Here is a 15276-nt window from a genome sequence, read left to right on the forward strand (position 1 = left end):
TTGTTCTTTCGCATGATTTAGTAATCTTTTCTAAATTGACAGTCATTGAGTAATGTCAACCAGTAAGAGAGAAGAGGTCTGCTCTCATTTGCGGCATATTCGCCGAGAACTTCGGGATTTAGACCAGATGCTTAAAGACGATGGCTTACTGCCAGAGGTTACAGAGTTGAAGGAGGTACATGCTTCTCTGGAAGCCTTGTATCAACTACTTGCTGGAAAGACGAAGAAAAAGCCAAAACCTCAGTTTGACGACTAAGGATAAAGACATAAATCAGTCAATCAAGCAGATTGTCGGATTGTGTTTAGTTGACTTTCCTTCGCTGACCATTATGGGAGCTCTTTGTTTACATGTGGGCAATCCAGATTATTTCTATATTTCCACGAATATCTTTACATTATCGTTTCCCTATTGTTTATAGTCTTTATAAAGTAATTGCTAATATCAGTACGTTTATCTCATGAATGATTATACACAGGAATCTACTAATATATAATTAAATTTACTTCGACTAGCCTTTGTTTATGCCGTTACTCAAGTTTTGATTTAATTCATTCGCTTCATTCTCATATTGTAATAAAACCAATACCATGTTGGCAAAGTTATAAAGAAGCCTATTAATGCTATATAGCTTTGTGTTGTTTCCCAGGCTTTACGTTGGCACAAGTCTTTAACTTCGTGTTTTGAGGTAACAGGTATTTCTTTGTTTAATTCCCGACATATATTTAGCCCATGTAGGCCAAAGACTCCATAAGTTATCGCTGTAGGAACTGTTGCTAACCAAATTGCTAATATTAGATTCCCTAACATTAGTCTTAGGTTTTCTTTTTTGGAAATTGTCATGAGTCTTGCGAACCAGACTTCATGTTATCTGCGAAAGAGCATGACTTCATGTTGTGTGATTCTTCAACGAAGCTTGGCCCCCTTCGAAAGTTTGCTTGAATAGCTTTTCGCTGTCTCCCTTGATATTTCAGAAGAGAGACCTATTCTTCTACTTGCTTAATTATTACTAAATAAACTGAATCCATCTTTTCTAGATCTTGAAAATTGATTTTCCTTGAGGAAGGTCCTTTTTTGCTGCTAGGCACAGTTGGATTATCTGCATTACAAGGGTTCCTGTATGTGGATTTGATAGGAGCCAGAACAACCCCGCTCTCAGCAAGCTTCACCTAACAGGAATACATAGTAAAAAAACTACTTCTTTAGTCGCTTCGTGTTAATGGACGTACTGTTGTGTTTGTATTCGCATGCTTGGTATGACTAATTCTGTAGGGCGCGATGTGTTTTTAAGATTCGTAATTTAGACAGGCAATTCTTGTTGGATGCTGTTGGCATTCTTGATTCCAGAAGTCTTGTTTTTTTAGCTTTGGGGTTGCTAGAGCGATGGGAGCAAGACCTATTGAGTCCCCATAGTAGGCACTTGAGACTTCTAGCATTCCGGCGAACAGTGCTTTTAGCATTGGAGGAGATCTTTTATTCATCCCATACACAAGCGCACTTAATGAGTTTCTGCATGAGCGGGATTACTTATTCAGAAAGACGTAAAACGATTATGATGGTAGTACATTTATACTAAAAAGGGGGAATGGCTTTTGTCTCTTCTGGTTCTACTCCTGATTTCCTTGTTGTTGAACTTGGTGACATCATTGTCGTCGAAGAAGGTTTGCCTATTAAGGAGGGAAGTCAAGATAGTTGGTGGTTAGGTTATGTTATCCATATCGTCGGAGGTGCACGAGACCCTTCTGTTAACAGCCTTTTTCAGGTGGTTAATGTGGACACAGGGATGATTCAGACCATTAATGCTGATCTGGTTAAAGGGATACTTAGGCCAAAAGATTAGGTGATTTGAAAGATAAGATATTTCTAGTGCTTTTAAAATGATTGGTTATAGAAGGGCATTTTATTTTGTCTATTCCCAGGGATCTTTGTTGAGGTCTCTACAAGGTGTGTTAAGGGAGGGGAGCTCTGTCTCCTTGAGTTTTTTTATTCCTTTCCATTCACACCACATTTCATTAAGCAACCAGGATTGAGAAAGGCTTTTTGCTCCATGCTCAAGAAGCAATATTTGTGAAGTGCTGAGGGTCTTCCAGGCTTTGTATTCTTCTTTCCAGTTTTTGTCGTCCATGTAATGATTGAACTTCTAGGTATAATGATCCTTTGTTTATGATATTTTGCAAGGTATGTAACATAATCACAGGGGTGTAGCAGATGTTTGATGGGGGGGGGGAGAGGATGTTAATAGTCTTTTCTATATACCGTTAATAGTCAAATTTGAACAAGATAAATATTTTCAGTGATTTGTAGAATCAAATTAAGTCTAAAAACCAGATTTCTGAAGTTGTGTATAAAGATAATCAACTCTTTGCCTGTTGACACCAAGGTCTGATACTCCTATCCGGGATGAAGAACGGATCTGTATCCTAGCTTTAGTTGGTATCCTTAGAATTTCCAGGTCATCTGGGAACCTAAAGATAAGACTTCTTACGACAGCATGCATGTAATTATCTGAACTTTTTAAAATGGAACATCTTGGAAGATCTTTAATAATAGTTTTTAGGTTTAAGAATGCATCATCAACTTTCTTGAATTCCCATTCGTCAAGTACACAGTTACTTGTTTGTATGCAAGGAGATAAAGAATCCTTTTGAACATAAGCCATAGAGATCAGTGGCGGTAAGTAATAAGATTTTATCAGTAAGTTTAATATAAGTGTGGGGTTGAGGGGATGCTACTTTTATTTTGGAACAATAATATATTTGTTTTGATTAGTTGGATTAATTGGGGTATTGATTGAGTGATCTGTTATTGAATTTCTTGGTTTCCGTCTTCTTTTTCTTTAGGAACTATAGTTTCTTTTTCGAGAATATATTTTACTTGCTTTCCAATCTTATCTGGAACGCTTATTTTGCATCCTTTGTCTTCAAGTTTACAACCCGGCCTTGATCTTTCAACTTTCCAGCTACAGGGAACTTCTTCTGTTTCTGAATCAATAATCTTCCAGCCATCATCAACATATTCTTGAATGTCGCCTTCATCGCAATAAATATATACTATTTCTTGTTGGGTGACTTTTGTCTCTACATTATCAAAATCAAAAAAACTTTCATATTTATTTAAAAGTGTACAACTACTTAGAAGAGATGATAGGGCAAGAAAGGTATATAAAGGCTTCTTCAAGTAATTCATGCTAAATAATCTTTGGTTAGAGGGTAGAGTAGTATGTGGAATACTAACCTGTATTGAATCAGTTCTTATAAATAATGTGGAACTAAAAATATGTTGTCAACTTTATACCTGGATTTCTGCCATGTATTTGCTTAATAGCAGTGCTTGTTGTGTATTGTGTTAGCAACAGGCCTTCAATCCAGAATTTTTAACTAGGATAACTGCCCCTTATATTCTATACTTTCGTGAATGAAAGAATATCACAATAGGATGTAACAAAATATCTCCTGCAATAAGAGATAAAGTCTTTTGTGGGCATAGCACCCATTGGAACTCTCCTCTAATGGAATTTGTCAGACCTGGTTTGGTATGAACATGAACAGGCTTAGAAATACAGTATGAGTTGTTTGCGATCTTTATCAATTAAATTGCGCCTGACATTCTGGTTTTCAATAAGGTCACCTAACCACACTGGAGTAGAGCTTATTAATGATTCCACTATTAATCTTGTCATTTACTTTTTGTTGGTATTGCACTTTTTTCTAACGTATTTAGGGAGGTAGAGGGAGTATGGGTGCAGTAGATTGCGAAATTAGGGAACTGTAACTTTATAATATTTTAAAAGTAGATTGGTAATATTCCGATCATTAAAGGTTTGCGAGATTCAATTATATTAAAGGGATCTCTCCCCTTCTATATATCAACTCCCGGTTAACAATCTGGTAAAAGTTAACTGGGGATTAGGAAATATGCTTTGTGATAGCCAAGTGGTGGATGAACCCAAGGCTTTTATTCAGAACTCTTCCTATATCGACATTCCTTGGCTTTTTCTTCATAAAAATCCAACAACTACTAGCAATATCCGCAACCATGCGCTAGATATGTGTGTCTTGATTTCTTTCAGAAACGAAAACGGACGTTTTCAATGGATCAAATTCAAAAATTACGATTAGTAGAGGCCCTGGCAACCTCTAAGGCCAAAGGCAATGCACCTCTTGCCGAAGCTGTACGAGTAGCCCTTGAAGAGGACCAAGCTAGGCAAATGCCGTCGAAGGCCGCCTAATAAACATTATTTGGTAGAAAGCCTTATGTTTTGTTGGAAGAAAGCTTAAGGGTCACATCTTTGATCTTTTACTCAGCCCACACTTTTGTTTCCCCTCTAAGAAGCAAAAACCAACCAAGAATTCTTTTATGAGCATTTATACCTATTTTGCTGCCGCTTTAGCGTTCTCCGCACTTGATTTTGCTGGTTTTTGGGTGGATCTTTGAAGAGGTGTATAAAGTTCTTCCATGGCTGTTCTACTTCTCCTTCTTATTATCGTTTCAGGGGTTGGCTCTGTAATTCTTTGGACTAGTAAAAATCCAAAGGCAGAGGAAATAAAGTTAATTCTCAAAACTATTTTTCAGAATTTAAAAGAGCTATTTGGAAACCTAAAAAAGCTTTTTAGTGCTTTAAAGGATTTGATTGATGATATAAGTTCTAGTGAAAGCCAGGAAGAGACGCCTAAGACAGAGACGCCTAAGACAGAGACGCCTAAGACAGAGACCCCTACTACCATTGACCAGACAACAAAAGCTGCACCGTCCCTCCAAACAAGTTCTGTTGATCAAATTGTTGATTCACCGACCGAAACCGCAGTTACTGAAGTTTGTGAAATGAAACCAAATCCAACTTCTACTTCTCAAGTCAATTCAGCCACAGAAGTAGATGCTACCACTGGTGATTCAGAGAAAAAGCCCTATGAGGTTGACCCCTTTAATGACAATTAGGGCCAGTTGTATGGCCCCAACAATGAAAACAAATGTGAGAACTGAAAAATTATTATGAAAAAGATTACATGTGGCCATTCATTTAGTAGTACTTCCTAGACCTTATAAGAATGATCATTTTTTATATTTTTAAAGAGTAGTTCATATGGGTATTAATAAAATTTTTCTGGTTATACAACATAATCCATTCACTTACTCATTGATAGCATCTGCTGTATTGGTGTTTATAACAATCATACCTTTGGCAATAGCTAGATATAGGAATTCACTTGATTTGATTAGGGATATTAGAACACCTCGAACATTGTTTAATCAAATGCCAAAGTGGGGGAAGCGTGCTACTTGGGCACATAAGAATAGTTTTGAATCATTTACACTTCATGCGCCAGCAATTCTAATGGCGTTGATCACAGAGTTGATGATAGGGAATAAATTAACTGGAATCTCTGTAAAGGCTGCTATTTTATACCCTATTTTTAGATTGTTATATATAATTTTTTATCTATTAAATGTTCCAATAGGGAGAGCATTGTTTTGGGGAAGTGGAATGATATGTACTGGAATAATATATACAGAGGGATTAAGATGGATATTAAAATATGGGAATTATTAGTTGTAGTAATAATTCCCTATTATTTATTAGACTTTAAATTTTAAGCAATATATTTAGAAAAATATTAGAAGTTTATTTAACTGTACACTTTTCTCCGTAGATAAGTTCCCAACAATGATCTTTGCCAAATCCAAGACCACGTGTATAGCCATTGAAAATTTTGCCTTTCTGTAGTATTGGGAAACCCTTTGGTCCATCGCTTGCGTTGGCGTTGGGCACTATGGAAGTCAAAGAAAGCAATAAACCAGATGCAAGGATTAAAGAGCAGGCTTTTAGCTTCACTTGAATTTTAAAATAGAACTATATAATCATATCCAGCATATGGAGATTGTCCAGTGGTTGAATAGGTTAATGTGCCTTTGTCGAAATAATATTACTTAAGGAAAATTTCTTTTCATTTAGAAGTTTACAACATTTCCTAGTTGAAGGATTTTTGTCTAGGGTTGAAGAATATAGATGTAGTGATTATTGAATTAATTGTTAGGCTAGAGTTTATTGAAAATGCTTGTGATAAGGTTGTAAAAAGTAAAAGATGGAAATCTATGGCTGAATTTCCTATAGGCATATGGCTAATAACGAGCTGTATTTTGTTTATATTTTCTTCCCTCAAACATTTTCTTCTTGGCAGTTCAGCTTGGGACTTAGGCATCTTTGAGCAGTTTTCATGGTTGATATCAAATGGAGATATAAATGGCATAAGCAGTCTTAGAGGGATAACCCCTTTGCAAGATCACTTTTCCCTATTGCTACTACCAATTGGGATAATTTATAAACTCTTACCGTCTACCTATACTTTACTGGGGCTCCAATCTGCATCGTTAGGTGCAATTCCCGCGATTTCTAGTTATTTGTGTGAAAAATATGGGATTCCAAAAAAGCTTCGTATTTCGTTGACGATTGCTACTGCATTTAGTCCCATAATCTTTTTAGTAAATATAGCAAACTTTCACCCTGAGGTACTCGTAACTCCTTTTATGTTACTTGCTCTAGTTTATATAAGGGAAGGGAGATATATAAGATTATTTCTTCTTTTGTTTATATCCTTATTCGCAAAAAAATCTCAATGCCTTTTTGGTGCTGGACTAGCAATATATTCATTTTTTATTGAAAGGAAAAGAGTAGCATTTATAATTATGCTGATATCAATTGGCTGGTGGTTTCTTGCAGCTTCTTTCTCTTCCGCAGGCGGCGATTATATTCAAAGTAGATTAGGTTACCTAGGGTCCGAAAATATAGCAATAATAAATTCCTTACTCTTTACCCCCTGGAAGATATTTGAAGAGGCCCCACCTGATACAATCTTGCTTTATATAATTGGCCTAATTTTACCTTTTAGTGCGTTAATTAACAAGAAATCCTTACCAGCAATGTATGGTACTATTCCATTCTTTTTTATTAATTTAATTTCTAATACTGGAACTCAGAGGGAACTTTACTCCCAGTATTCTATTGGAATTCTCCCTTTTATTATAGTTGCTTGTATTGATTGCTTAAAATCTGATTTTCGACATAACTCGTCAAATTTATTAAGAGCATACTATTTAACGATTATTCTGACAATTGTTGCTTTTATTGGGTATTCAAGAATTGGATATTATCAACATAGATATTTTCCACGTTGGAATGCTGCATTGGAATTTAATAGAATAAAGCAATTAATACCTTCTGATTCATCTGTACTTACTAGTGATCATCACGCTGCTCATTTCTCTGCAAGAAAACTAATTCATAATATAGAAGACAGTAACTATAACCCACTTACTCAATACGATTATCTGGTCTTCCCGATACTAAACCCAAATGAGAATAGGTTTGATGAGATGAACAGTATTATTGACTCTATTCCCGATGAGCAAAAAGAATGTGTAAGTAACTTAAAGTATTTTAGAGTTTGCTCTATTTATGAGAATCAGTAATATGGTGATTTGCTTGGTAATCAGGTCTTTTTCTTGGCTTTAGATTTTGACTTGTTTTTTTTTGGTTCTATTAGTTCAAGCAATTCCTCCATCTTCGTCATTGCATTTTTGACTTCGGCAGGATTTGGCATTATTTGTTCCTCAGTGACTGCCGCATGCATGTCCCTAAGCTCCTTTCGAAGTTTAGAAAGCTGTGTTTTCACAACAGCTTTCTTTTCACTCATTGGCAGGCCCATTAAACGTCCATAGCTAATATCTAATATATACTAAACATGTTTTTTTGTCTTCCTCTATGTAGTTATGAATATATATATATTAGAGTGATAAATAAATTGACTGCTTAAGTAGGATTAACTCGTAAGATAGAGTATGTTAATTAACTAATATACTCGCAAAAACAATGTAAAAATTTTGTTATGGATTCTGATCATAATAAGTCAAGGACCGTTGTTATTACAGGAGGTTCATCTGGAATTGGTTTACAGGCTGCAATTAATCTTTTAAAGTTCGGTAACAGGGTAATCTTGCCATGTAGAGACGATAAGACAAAAGACAATGTCAAGAAATTACTAAAGCGAAGCCTTAATTCTAATGACATTTCAAATGTAGAGTTCGAAATAATGGATCTTTCTGATCTAAACCAAGTCTCTTGCTTTAGTAAACGTATTATAGGAAGAGAAAAGTCTATAGATACATTAATTCTTAATGCTGGACTCCAATATACAGGGTCACCATATCCATTGTTTTCCGCTCAGGGACATGAACTTACTTTTTCTGTTAATCATTTGTCGCACTTTGCTCTAACACTTTCACTCTTAAAGCTGGTTTTGAATTCGGGAGAACCAAGGGTTGTTATAACCTCTTCAGAAGTTCATAATCCATTATCACCAGGTGGTCGTATAGGTAAAGGGGCAACCTTAGGACGACTTGTTGGTATGACAAATCAAAATATAATTATGCTTGATGGTTCTCCTACTTTTAACGCGGATAAATCATATAAAGATAGCAAGTTATGCAATTTACTATTTGCAAAGAAACTATCTGACTATCTAGAAGACATAGACAGTCCTATTCCAATTTTGTGTTGGGCACCAGGCTTAGTTATTCCACGATCCCGAGCGGGTTTCTTTAGATATAGTCGGCAAAACAATGAATTTGGCCAACGGGTATTTGCCTTTGTAGCAAGGGACATTCTACGAATCACCGAAACCCCTGAAGGTGCAGGCTTTCTATTGTATTCTCTAGCCACCTCAACTTTATACAATAAAAAAGGATTTTCTTATTATAATAATTCAGTAGGTTTGATGCACCAGAAAAACAAATTTTCCCAATCATCTGTTTCAACAGAAGCAGAAGATAAAAACTTAAGAGACTATCTGTGGAAAGAATCTCTTAGAATAGTTAGAGAATATGATCTTCCAATAGCAAATTTTAAGCTTTAGATAAGAATAACTATTACTCCAGTTGTTTGTTTATATGGATCGTATTGGTTGGAAATGCAAATTCAATTGACCTAGATTTGAACTCCTTCATTATCTCAATATTTATATTCTGCTGGGCAGTCATTGCTCTTTTATAATTCCCCGTAGGAACGAAGTATACGATCTCAAAGTCAAGACTAAAATCTCCAAATCCAATGAAGCTACATCTATCGTAATCGGCGTCTGGTACTCTGTTAATGATTGATTCAACTATAATTGGTATTTGAGAAACTAATTCATGTGTAGTTCCATAGACTAAGCCTATTTTATGTACAAGCCTTCTTCTCTTCATCTCTGCATAATTGCTAATTGTGCTACTAGTGAGTTTGCTATTACTCATGACAATAGTTTCTCCACTTAAACTTCTCAACCTGGTAGACCTGACCCCAACCCTCTCTACCGAAGCCCAGACATTATCTACATGAATAAATTGCCCTTTTTGGAATGGTTTATCAAGTAAGATAGTTATATATTCAAAAAATTCTTGAACGGGTTCTTTAAGAGCTAAACCAGCTCCAATTCCACCAGCACTAAGCAAAGCCCATACTGCTGCCATTTGTACTCCCATATTCTGCAAATAGAATATTGTTCCTATTAACCAGACAGAAGCTCTGACCATCGGAGCTATTGACTCTATCATTGCTCCAATTGCATCATCATTAACTTTGTGGGACCATGTTTTTAAGAGCCTTAGCGAAATCCTGTTAACTAACCTAACAACTACAAAGAGAACTAATAGTTTTGTGATTCCTAGAAAAAAGTAATCAATTTCATCGTTAATTGGTAAAAGTACCCATGAAAAAGAAATTGTAAGTATGAGACCTAAGGGCTTAATAGAACCTAATATTACATTAACTATAAAATCATCTGTTGTGCTTTTTGTTTTTGTTGCTAGACGTAGGAAGCTTTTTTTTGCTAAAGAGGAGACTATTAATGTAATTAGAGCACCAACTATAAGAGAAAGGATCGAGGTAAGTATTGTTTTATAGATGGTTCCTTCTTTCAGTATGTTGGATAGAAAAGTTGCTACAAACTCCATTTCAATTTTTGCTTGAGGGTATTTCTTTTATAATTGTACTCAATTCTTTGAATTCCGGTCTAATTGAGTTGTTACAAATTTCAAAAAGTATACTTTCTGTTGTCGTTAAGGAGGCTCCTTGTGACATGGCACGCGTTAAAGCAAATTCTTTGTCTACATTATTCCTACTTGCTATGGCATCAGCCACAACGAACACATTGAAATCCTGTTCAATTAAATCAAGAACTGTTTGTAAAACACATATATGTGCTTCAATTCCGCAAACCACAATATTTTTTGTCTTGTAATTAGATAATATCTTTAATAACATAGAGTCTACTGCACTGAATTTAGTCTTTTTAAGAGCATCTTTTACCATTATAGGTGATATTTGATTGATTGTTTTTCCCAATTTATCGGGAGCTTGCTCTGTATGTTGTATAGGAATATTTAGAAGGGTAAAACCATTTATTAATCTTTTGATGTTCCATATTAATATATTAGAATCATTAATTACATTGACTAACTTCTCCTGGACATCAATTACCAAAAGAACACATTCGTCACTACCTTTAATTCGGATACAACAACTCATTTGGTTTTAAATATTTTATTATAGCAGAAATTCATCTACCAAGTTGTCTAACTTTGTAGAAACCTGCTAAAGTAGAAGGAGGATAAATTGGCTAATGTCCTAATAGTTGTATTGATTAAAGTATAATTAATTATAAATAGCATCTAAAGTCAATAAGCTATGGTTAATAGAATGACTTAGAGAATACATTTCAATAATCTAAGCAATGGTGGCTATAGTCTCATTAGTCGCTACTATTGAGAAAAGCAAGCTCACAATGCTTCGGTCTACAAGAGCTAGATTAGGGCCGACAGTTGGTCCACTAGAAATAGGCCTTCATCAAGGAGGCAGACGCCTTACACCACAACGTAAGCGAGTTTTAAATCTTTTTGAAAGAATAGGAGCAGGAATTCATTTAAGTGCAGAGGAAGTGCACCATCAACTGCTCGATGCAAAGGAGAAAGTTTCTCTAGCTACAATTTATAGAACTCTTAGGCTCCTTGTTGAAATGGGATTTCTACACGAGCTTGAGCTTTCTGAAGGTGGCCATCGATTTGAATTAGCAAGTAATGACCATCCAGATCATCATCACTTAGTATGCATTGGTTGCGGTAGAACAGAGGAATTTGAGAGTGAATCAGTCCTAAAGGCAGGTCATGATGCTGCAAAAAGTATAGGTTTTAAACTAATAGAATCTACATTAAATGTAAGAGCATTATGTCCTGTTTGCCAAAGCAAGTGAAATGGGTAACGCTAATTAGCTAATAATCTAAGGATTATCCTTGCAATGCACCTCCACAACTTGACCCTGAACCTGCTGTGCATCCAAAACAATGACTAGCTACATTTATTGGGCTATTTATTAACTTATCCTCAGTCTTAAGAAGATCGTCTATGTTCTTAGCTTGATAGTTAAGCTTTAAGCCTAATTGTTGGTTAAAGTCACAATCATATAAATTACCTTTCCAGTCAACGCTAAGCATTGTTTTACACATGAGGTGTTGAATATTATTCGGATTATAAGAATCAATTAAGAGATTTTGATAAACTTCAAATTGTTGGTTGGTTTTCAGTTGATTTGCAAAACGTTTAATAGGCATATTAGTTATCGTGAGCAAGTTATTAAATTGGATACCATGATCTTTATACAGTTCATATTTATAAGCCTCCTGTAATGAAGATTGATCTGGTGGTAAGTTTATACCCTGTGGATTGTATACTAAATCAAGGATTAAACCTGTATTATTAATTCCATAACCTTTAGTATTTAAAAGCTTTAATCCCTTTATACTTCTATCATATACGCCAAAGCCTCTTTGTTTGTCAACATTTTCTTTTTGGTAGCATGGTAACGAGGCAACAACCCTTACTTTATTTAGTGCTAAAAAGTCTGAGAGATCTTCCTGACCACTCTCTGTAAGTATGGTCAAGTTACACCTATCAATGATTTCCACATTCAATTTATAGGCATTTTTGACTAACTCTCTAAATCCCTTGTGTAGTTCTGGTGCACCACCGGTTAAGTCAAGGGACTTAAAGTTAAATCTCTCTAAAACTAAAGGTATTTTATTAATCAATTTGTCCGACATCATTTCAGTCCTTGTGGGACTAGCATCAACGTGGCAATGTTTACATGCTTGATTACATTTATAACCAAGATTGACTTGTAGCGTTTCAAGCTTTTCCCTATATATATTGGGGAAGATAGTAGGCTTTGATATCATGGTAACTTAAAGAGGTATTTTATTAATTGGAAATCATTATGATGCAATATACATGGTAATTAAAGGAGTGCAAATATTCTTAAATATTCTGTGACAGTTTTATAAACCAATTTATGTATTGTGCCGGTCCCTGGTCAAATAAAAAATCAAATTTTAATCGATCTTTCTCATCAGTTATGCCTTTAAGTTTATCTTTAATAAAACTAGGTCTATCGACTTCCCCAAAGCTACTATCTACAAGATATGCATGACTACGTTGATTATTTAGCGTGCCGATATCCTTTATTAAGGTTAGGAAACCTCGATCACTACCGCCTCTAAGATAATTGGTTCCATCTTCGTTAAGGTTTGATGTTACTGTATCTCCAATGCCAACTAAAAAAGGAATATCTTCTGTCGGGATTTGGTTTGCTAGATATAATATTTCATTGTATTCCTCAGGTATATCTCTAACGTTAAATTTTGATCCAAAATGACTTTTGCCTTTTGTAGATTCAATATATTTATTTATAAGTACTAGAAGTCCCGCTTCTTTTAAAGAACCCTTGATCATAAATTGTATATCTGTAGTTCCAACATCATTTCTGGTTGAAGATTTAATAATTTCTTTTTTTCCCTTTTTACCAAGATTAGGAGCCAAATGGGTAAAAAAGGAATTTGATAAACCTTGCTTGGAGGCTTCTTTTAGGATCTCCTCCATCGTATCTACAATGGATAACTGTAATTTTTTCATAACATCAAGGTTATCTTTCTCAAGATTAAAAATATAATTTAAATTAATCGTAGGGGAAAGTTGCATATTAATAATTGATTGGCGAGAATAATTCTCTAGTAGATTTATGGGATAACTTGGAAAGATAACCTTTAATCTGGCGAGAAACTTATTAAAAAGTCTACTAGGAACTGATTTTAAAAATATAATTTCATTATCACTTACACCATCAATGGTGAGATTCCCATAATTATCTTGATATTGAATTCCCCCTGCTGCTAGACCTGGAAGGTAATAACCTATAACTTCGTCGGGATAATTAATCAAGGCTTGCTCAACTAATCTATTAACACCTCTTTCCCCTTCATGTTCTCCATTAGTTAATACGAAAAATTTATTATGCAGCCTTTTTGCTGCCTTTACGTAATTTATATTGATTGATCGATTCATTGGATCTCTGACCAATGGTATGCATACTCCGTCTATGTCCTGAATAATTAGGAGGTCTTTTTGTGATTTCAATATTTGTAGGAGATCGTTTTCCTTCATGTAACTACAAGCATTAGTACCTTATACCATAGTATGTAAGGAATATAAAATTCAGATGGCAAGAACTTTCAAATTATATTAAAATTGATTTATCATGATGACTAAACTCGGTCAATCACAAATTTTGGGAATTTAAAGAATTTTCCGTTGCATAGATCATCTTGGATCATGATTGACGAACAAAACAATCCTTACACTCTCCACCGTAAACCTTAACTTTATTCAAATGAAGAACAGTTTTTTTACATACAGTCATACAAATGAATCAATCTCAAAACGGATTAAACAACTAGATAAAGCTAAAATAGGTTTTTACAGTATAGGACCTTACGCCGGATCTTTGGCCTATAACTCTGCAATGCAGACTAACGCAAATAACTTACTTCTTGCCCCTAGAAAAGGTAGATCGTTGCTCGGGGGGTTTACTCCCAATAATATCAAAGGTATGGATGAAAACCATTTAAAAGTTGTGCAGAGTAGATCTCAACATAATTTAGGAAAAAAAGTGATAACGAATAATCTCGAGTATCTTATTGAGAATTGCGAGTTAGTCATTCTGAGTAGTAATAGCAATCATGTAGAGAAGGACATTAAAGAAGCTTGCTATTTTCGAACGAAATTAGGTAGAGAGGATGTTCTTCTAGGTTGTTTAGCAGGTTCCTTTGCATACGATGACAAAACGAAAGAATCTTATGTTCTTGCTGAGAAATTTCAAAACCTTGCTTTTTTCTCAGGGTTTCATAGGCATGGCTCATTACGGAATCCATTAGATAGTTTTACTGCAAACTTTTGCCATCCCAATTCTCTTATGGCGTTAATAGGGGCTCGAATGTTGGATAAATTGTCACCTAACATTCAGGTTTCACCAGGAGTTCATAATATTGAAGGACAGTATATTAAGGCAGCTAAGAATATTTCGTCCATATTTGCTGGATTTGCATATCAATATCATTGTAATAATACAGGCATATTGCCTTCAGTTCTTACTCTTCTTTTGAACCAGTGCTTAGACCAGGCAGCAACAGTATCTATGACAAGAAAAGAACGCAATCAGTTTTATAATAACCAACCAATACCATTAACAGAATTGGGGTATGGGGTCCATCGAATTCAGGCTTCATTACAAAGAGAGGCAGAAAGTGAGATGGTTAGGGATCATACATTCGCCCAACTTACCGCAATGGTTGCAGATGTTAGAGGAAGTATGGACTTACCAGTATCCGGACAACCAACTCGGAATTTTCAAGCAGGTCAAATTCTCTCTAAATATATACTATCCCTTAAAAGATTACCAATATCCCTCTCGGAGTTTGAAGCTTGGTGTGAAGCTGAAGGTTTACAAAAGGGAGGATTAGAAGGTTTAAAAGCCTTGAGATTATGGCCAAAGATATTCACTCGATATGGAATAGAACTCCATGATTCGTCTATGATTAATTTACTATACCTCTCTATCTTTGGAAAGCCTGAGATAAAGCCACTGATTTATGATGTTCTTACAAAGAGTAGAGAACTTAGCAACTTCTGTCAAGAATCAGTTAGACCAAACTTTAGTAAAGCGTATGGCGAAGCTCTTTATACAATAGATCAAAAAGAATCCTTAGAGTTAATTATCCAGGCTGTAAAGACTAATCAGTTAATTCAAAGCGATGCAAAAGAATTGACTGAACTAAATCAAAGTAACTCGTCTAATATAATTGCTCCACATTTGAAAGCTATTGAATGTATAGAAGAAACATTGAATTAAATATACAATTAG

The 15276-nt window shown here is 35.1% G+C and carries 19 protein-coding genes; 9 read left to right on the top strand and 10 right to left on the bottom strand.

The window, feature by feature from the left end; translation table 11 throughout:
- Window positions 1-52 precede the first annotated feature (52 nt).
- Window positions 53-256 (top strand): hypothetical protein, encoded by a 204-nt coding sequence (locus SOI84_RS01340; protein ID WP_320674610.1) that lies wholly within the window; start codon window positions 53-55, stop codon window positions 254-256.
- Window positions 257-544: 288 nt separating this feature from the next.
- On the opposite strand, the gene SOI84_RS01345 is transcribed toward SOI84_RS01340, so the two are convergent.
- Window positions 545-841: a hypothetical protein gene (locus SOI84_RS01345; RefSeq protein ID WP_320674611.1), complete on the bottom strand. Its 297-nt coding sequence runs from the start codon at window positions 839-841 to the stop codon at window positions 545-547.
- A 443-nt stretch (window positions 842-1284) separates the two neighbouring features.
- Window positions 1285-1479, bottom strand: a complete 195-nt coding sequence (locus tag SOI84_RS01350; RefSeq protein WP_320674612.1) for a hypothetical protein — start codon at window positions 1477-1479, stop codon at window positions 1285-1287.
- A gap of 104 nt (window positions 1480-1583) precedes the next feature.
- Between SOI84_RS01350 and SOI84_RS01355 the strand changes: the two genes are divergently transcribed.
- The gene (locus tag SOI84_RS01355; protein WP_320674613.1) at window positions 1584-1838 is read left to right on the top strand and encodes a DUF3104 domain-containing protein; all 255 of its coding nucleotides are present in this window, start codon (window positions 1584-1586) and stop codon (window positions 1836-1838) included.
- Window positions 1839-1907: 69 nt separating this feature from the next.
- Here the strand turns inward: SOI84_RS01355 and SOI84_RS01360 are convergent, their stop codons facing one another.
- The 3 genes from SOI84_RS01360 to SOI84_RS01370 form a co-directional block, all read right to left on the bottom strand.
- Window positions 1908-2123: a hypothetical protein gene (locus SOI84_RS01360; protein ID WP_320674614.1), complete on the bottom strand. Its 216-nt coding sequence runs from the start codon at window positions 2121-2123 to the stop codon at window positions 1908-1910.
- Between the two features lie 192 nt (window positions 2124-2315).
- Window positions 2316-2657 carry a DUF1499 domain-containing protein gene (locus SOI84_RS01365; RefSeq protein WP_320674615.1) on the bottom strand — a complete coding sequence of 114 codons (342 nt, stop codon included), beginning with the start codon at window positions 2655-2657 and terminating at the stop codon, window positions 2316-2318.
- A 143-nt stretch (window positions 2658-2800) separates the two neighbouring features.
- Window positions 2801-3184: an alpha-2-macroglobulin gene (locus SOI84_RS01370; protein ID WP_320674616.1), complete on the bottom strand. Its 384-nt coding sequence runs from the start codon at window positions 3182-3184 to the stop codon at window positions 2801-2803.
- A 904-nt stretch (window positions 3185-4088) separates the two neighbouring features.
- Between SOI84_RS01370 and SOI84_RS01375 the strand changes: the two genes are divergently transcribed.
- The 4 genes from SOI84_RS01375 (at window position 4089) to SOI84_RS01390 (ending at window position 7462) form a co-directional block, all read left to right on the top strand.
- Window positions 4089-4226, top strand: a complete 138-nt coding sequence (locus SOI84_RS01375) for a hypothetical protein (protein ID WP_320674618.1) — start codon at window positions 4089-4091, stop codon at window positions 4224-4226.
- Between the two features lie 227 nt (window positions 4227-4453).
- Window positions 4454-4933 (top strand): hypothetical protein, encoded by a 480-nt coding sequence (locus SOI84_RS01380; RefSeq protein ID WP_320674620.1) that lies wholly within the window; start codon window positions 4454-4456, stop codon window positions 4931-4933.
- Window positions 4934-5078: 145 nt separating this feature from the next.
- A complete protein-coding gene (locus SOI84_RS01385) occupies window positions 5079-5546 on the top strand; it encodes an MAPEG family protein (protein WP_320674621.1) in 468 nt (155 codons plus the stop codon).
- 443 nt (window positions 5547-5989) lie between these two features.
- The gene (locus tag SOI84_RS01390) at window positions 5990-7462 is read left to right on the top strand and encodes a DUF2079 domain-containing protein (RefSeq protein WP_320674622.1); all 1473 of its coding nucleotides are present in this window, start codon (window positions 5990-5992) and stop codon (window positions 7460-7462) included.
- 20 nt (window positions 7463-7482) lie between these two features.
- Here the strand turns inward: SOI84_RS01390 and SOI84_RS01395 are convergent, their stop codons facing one another.
- Window positions 7483-7686, bottom strand: a complete 204-nt coding sequence (locus SOI84_RS01395; RefSeq protein ID WP_320674623.1) for a hypothetical protein — start codon at window positions 7684-7686, stop codon at window positions 7483-7485.
- 192 nt (window positions 7687-7878) lie between these two features.
- On the opposite strand from SOI84_RS01395, the gene SOI84_RS01400 reads away from it, so the two are divergent.
- Complete coding sequence (locus SOI84_RS01400; protein WP_320674624.1) at window positions 7879-8904, top strand: SDR family NAD(P)-dependent oxidoreductase; 1026 nt, start codon at window positions 7879-7881, stop codon at window positions 8902-8904.
- A gap of 13 nt (window positions 8905-8917) precedes the next feature.
- Here SOI84_RS01400 and SOI84_RS01405 read toward each other — a convergent pair whose 3' ends face one another.
- Together SOI84_RS01405 and SOI84_RS01410 are read right to left on the bottom strand one after the other, a co-directional pair.
- Complete coding sequence (locus SOI84_RS01405) at window positions 8918-9982, bottom strand: mechanosensitive ion channel family protein (RefSeq protein WP_320674625.1); 1065 nt, start codon at window positions 9980-9982, stop codon at window positions 8918-8920.
- Window position 9983: 1 nt separating this feature from the next.
- Window positions 9984-10556: an isochorismatase family protein gene (locus SOI84_RS01410; protein WP_320674626.1), complete on the bottom strand. Its 573-nt coding sequence runs from the start codon at window positions 10554-10556 to the stop codon at window positions 9984-9986.
- Between the two features lie 256 nt (window positions 10557-10812).
- Between SOI84_RS01410 and SOI84_RS01415 the strand changes: the two genes are divergently transcribed.
- Entirely contained in the window at window positions 10813-11277 is a 465-nt protein-coding gene (locus SOI84_RS01415; RefSeq protein ID WP_320675309.1) for a Fur family transcriptional regulator, read from the top strand.
- Between the two features lie 34 nt (window positions 11278-11311).
- Here SOI84_RS01415 and arsS read toward each other — a convergent pair whose 3' ends face one another.
- Both arsS and stpA read right to left on the bottom strand, forming a co-directional pair.
- Window positions 11312-12259, bottom strand: a complete 948-nt coding sequence (gene arsS / locus SOI84_RS01420) for an arsenosugar biosynthesis radical SAM (seleno)protein ArsS (RefSeq protein ID WP_320674627.1) — start codon at window positions 12257-12259, stop codon at window positions 11312-11314.
- A gap of 79 nt (window positions 12260-12338) precedes the next feature.
- Window positions 12339-13520, bottom strand: a complete 1182-nt coding sequence (gene stpA / locus SOI84_RS01425; protein ID WP_320674628.1) for a glucosylglycerol 3-phosphatase — start codon at window positions 13518-13520, stop codon at window positions 12339-12341.
- 226 nt (window positions 13521-13746) lie between these two features.
- On the opposite strand from stpA, the gene SOI84_RS01430 reads away from it, so the two are divergent.
- On the top strand, window positions 13747-15264 hold the full coding sequence (locus tag SOI84_RS01430; protein WP_320674629.1) for a hypothetical protein: 1518 nt from the start codon (window positions 13747-13749) through the stop codon (window positions 15262-15264).
- Window positions 15265-15276: the final 12 nt, after the last annotated feature.

The organism is Prochlorococcus sp. MIT 1341 (assembly GCF_034092415.1).
GTDB lineage: Bacteria > Cyanobacteriota > Cyanobacteriia > PCC-6307 > Cyanobiaceae > AG-363-P08.

Bases quoted from the DNA above. Each gene is read 5' to 3' on its own strand.
- SOI84_RS01410 (WP_320674626.1), bottom strand. From the start codon at position 10,556: ATGAGTTGTTGTATCCGAATTAAAGGTAGTGACGAATGTGTTCTTTTG.
- SOI84_RS01370 (WP_320674616.1), bottom strand. From the start codon at position 3,184: ATGAATTACTTGAAGAAGCCTTTATATACCTTTCTTGCCCTATCATCT.
- SOI84_RS01345 (WP_320674611.1), bottom strand. From the start codon at position 841: ATGACAATTTCCAAAAAAGAAAACCTAAGACTAATGTTAGGGAATCTA.
- SOI84_RS01360 (WP_320674614.1), bottom strand. From the start codon at position 2,123: ATGGACGACAAAAACTGGAAAGAAGAATACAAAGCCTGGAAGACCCTC.
- SOI84_RS01385 (WP_320674621.1), top strand. From the start codon at position 5,079: ATGGGTATTAATAAAATTTTTCTGGTTATACAACATAATCCATTCACT.
- SOI84_RS01365 (WP_320674615.1), bottom strand. From the start codon at position 2,657: ATGGCTTATGTTCAAAAGGATTCTTTATCTCCTTGCATACAAACAAGT.
- SOI84_RS01405 (WP_320674625.1), bottom strand. From the start codon at position 9,982: ATGGAGTTTGTAGCAACTTTTCTATCCAACATACTGAAAGAAGGAACC.
- stpA (WP_320674628.1), bottom strand. From the start codon at position 13,520: ATGAAGGAAAACGATCTCCTACAAATATTGAAATCACAAAAAGACCTC.
- SOI84_RS01400 (WP_320674624.1), top strand. From the start codon at position 7,879: ATGGATTCTGATCATAATAAGTCAAGGACCGTTGTTATTACAGGAGGT.
- SOI84_RS01375 (WP_320674618.1), top strand. From the start codon at position 4,089: ATGGATCAAATTCAAAAATTACGATTAGTAGAGGCCCTGGCAACCTCT.
- SOI84_RS01395 (WP_320674623.1), bottom strand. From the start codon at position 7,686: ATGAGTGAAAAGAAAGCTGTTGTGAAAACACAGCTTTCTAAACTTCGA.
- SOI84_RS01355 (WP_320674613.1), top strand. From the start codon at position 1,584: ATGGCTTTTGTCTCTTCTGGTTCTACTCCTGATTTCCTTGTTGTTGAA.
- SOI84_RS01415 (WP_320675309.1), top strand. From the start codon at position 10,813: ATGCTTCGGTCTACAAGAGCTAGATTAGGGCCGACAGTTGGTCCACTA.
- SOI84_RS01380 (WP_320674620.1), top strand. From the start codon at position 4,454: ATGGCTGTTCTACTTCTCCTTCTTATTATCGTTTCAGGGGTTGGCTCT.
- SOI84_RS01350 (WP_320674612.1), bottom strand. From the start codon at position 1,479: ATGAATAAAAGATCTCCTCCAATGCTAAAAGCACTGTTCGCCGGAATG.
- SOI84_RS01430 (WP_320674629.1), top strand. From the start codon at position 13,747: ATGAAGAACAGTTTTTTTACATACAGTCATACAAATGAATCAATCTCA.
- SOI84_RS01340 (WP_320674610.1), top strand. From the start codon at position 53: ATGTCAACCAGTAAGAGAGAAGAGGTCTGCTCTCATTTGCGGCATATT.
- arsS (WP_320674627.1), bottom strand. From the start codon at position 12,259: ATGATATCAAAGCCTACTATCTTCCCCAATATATATAGGGAAAAGCTT.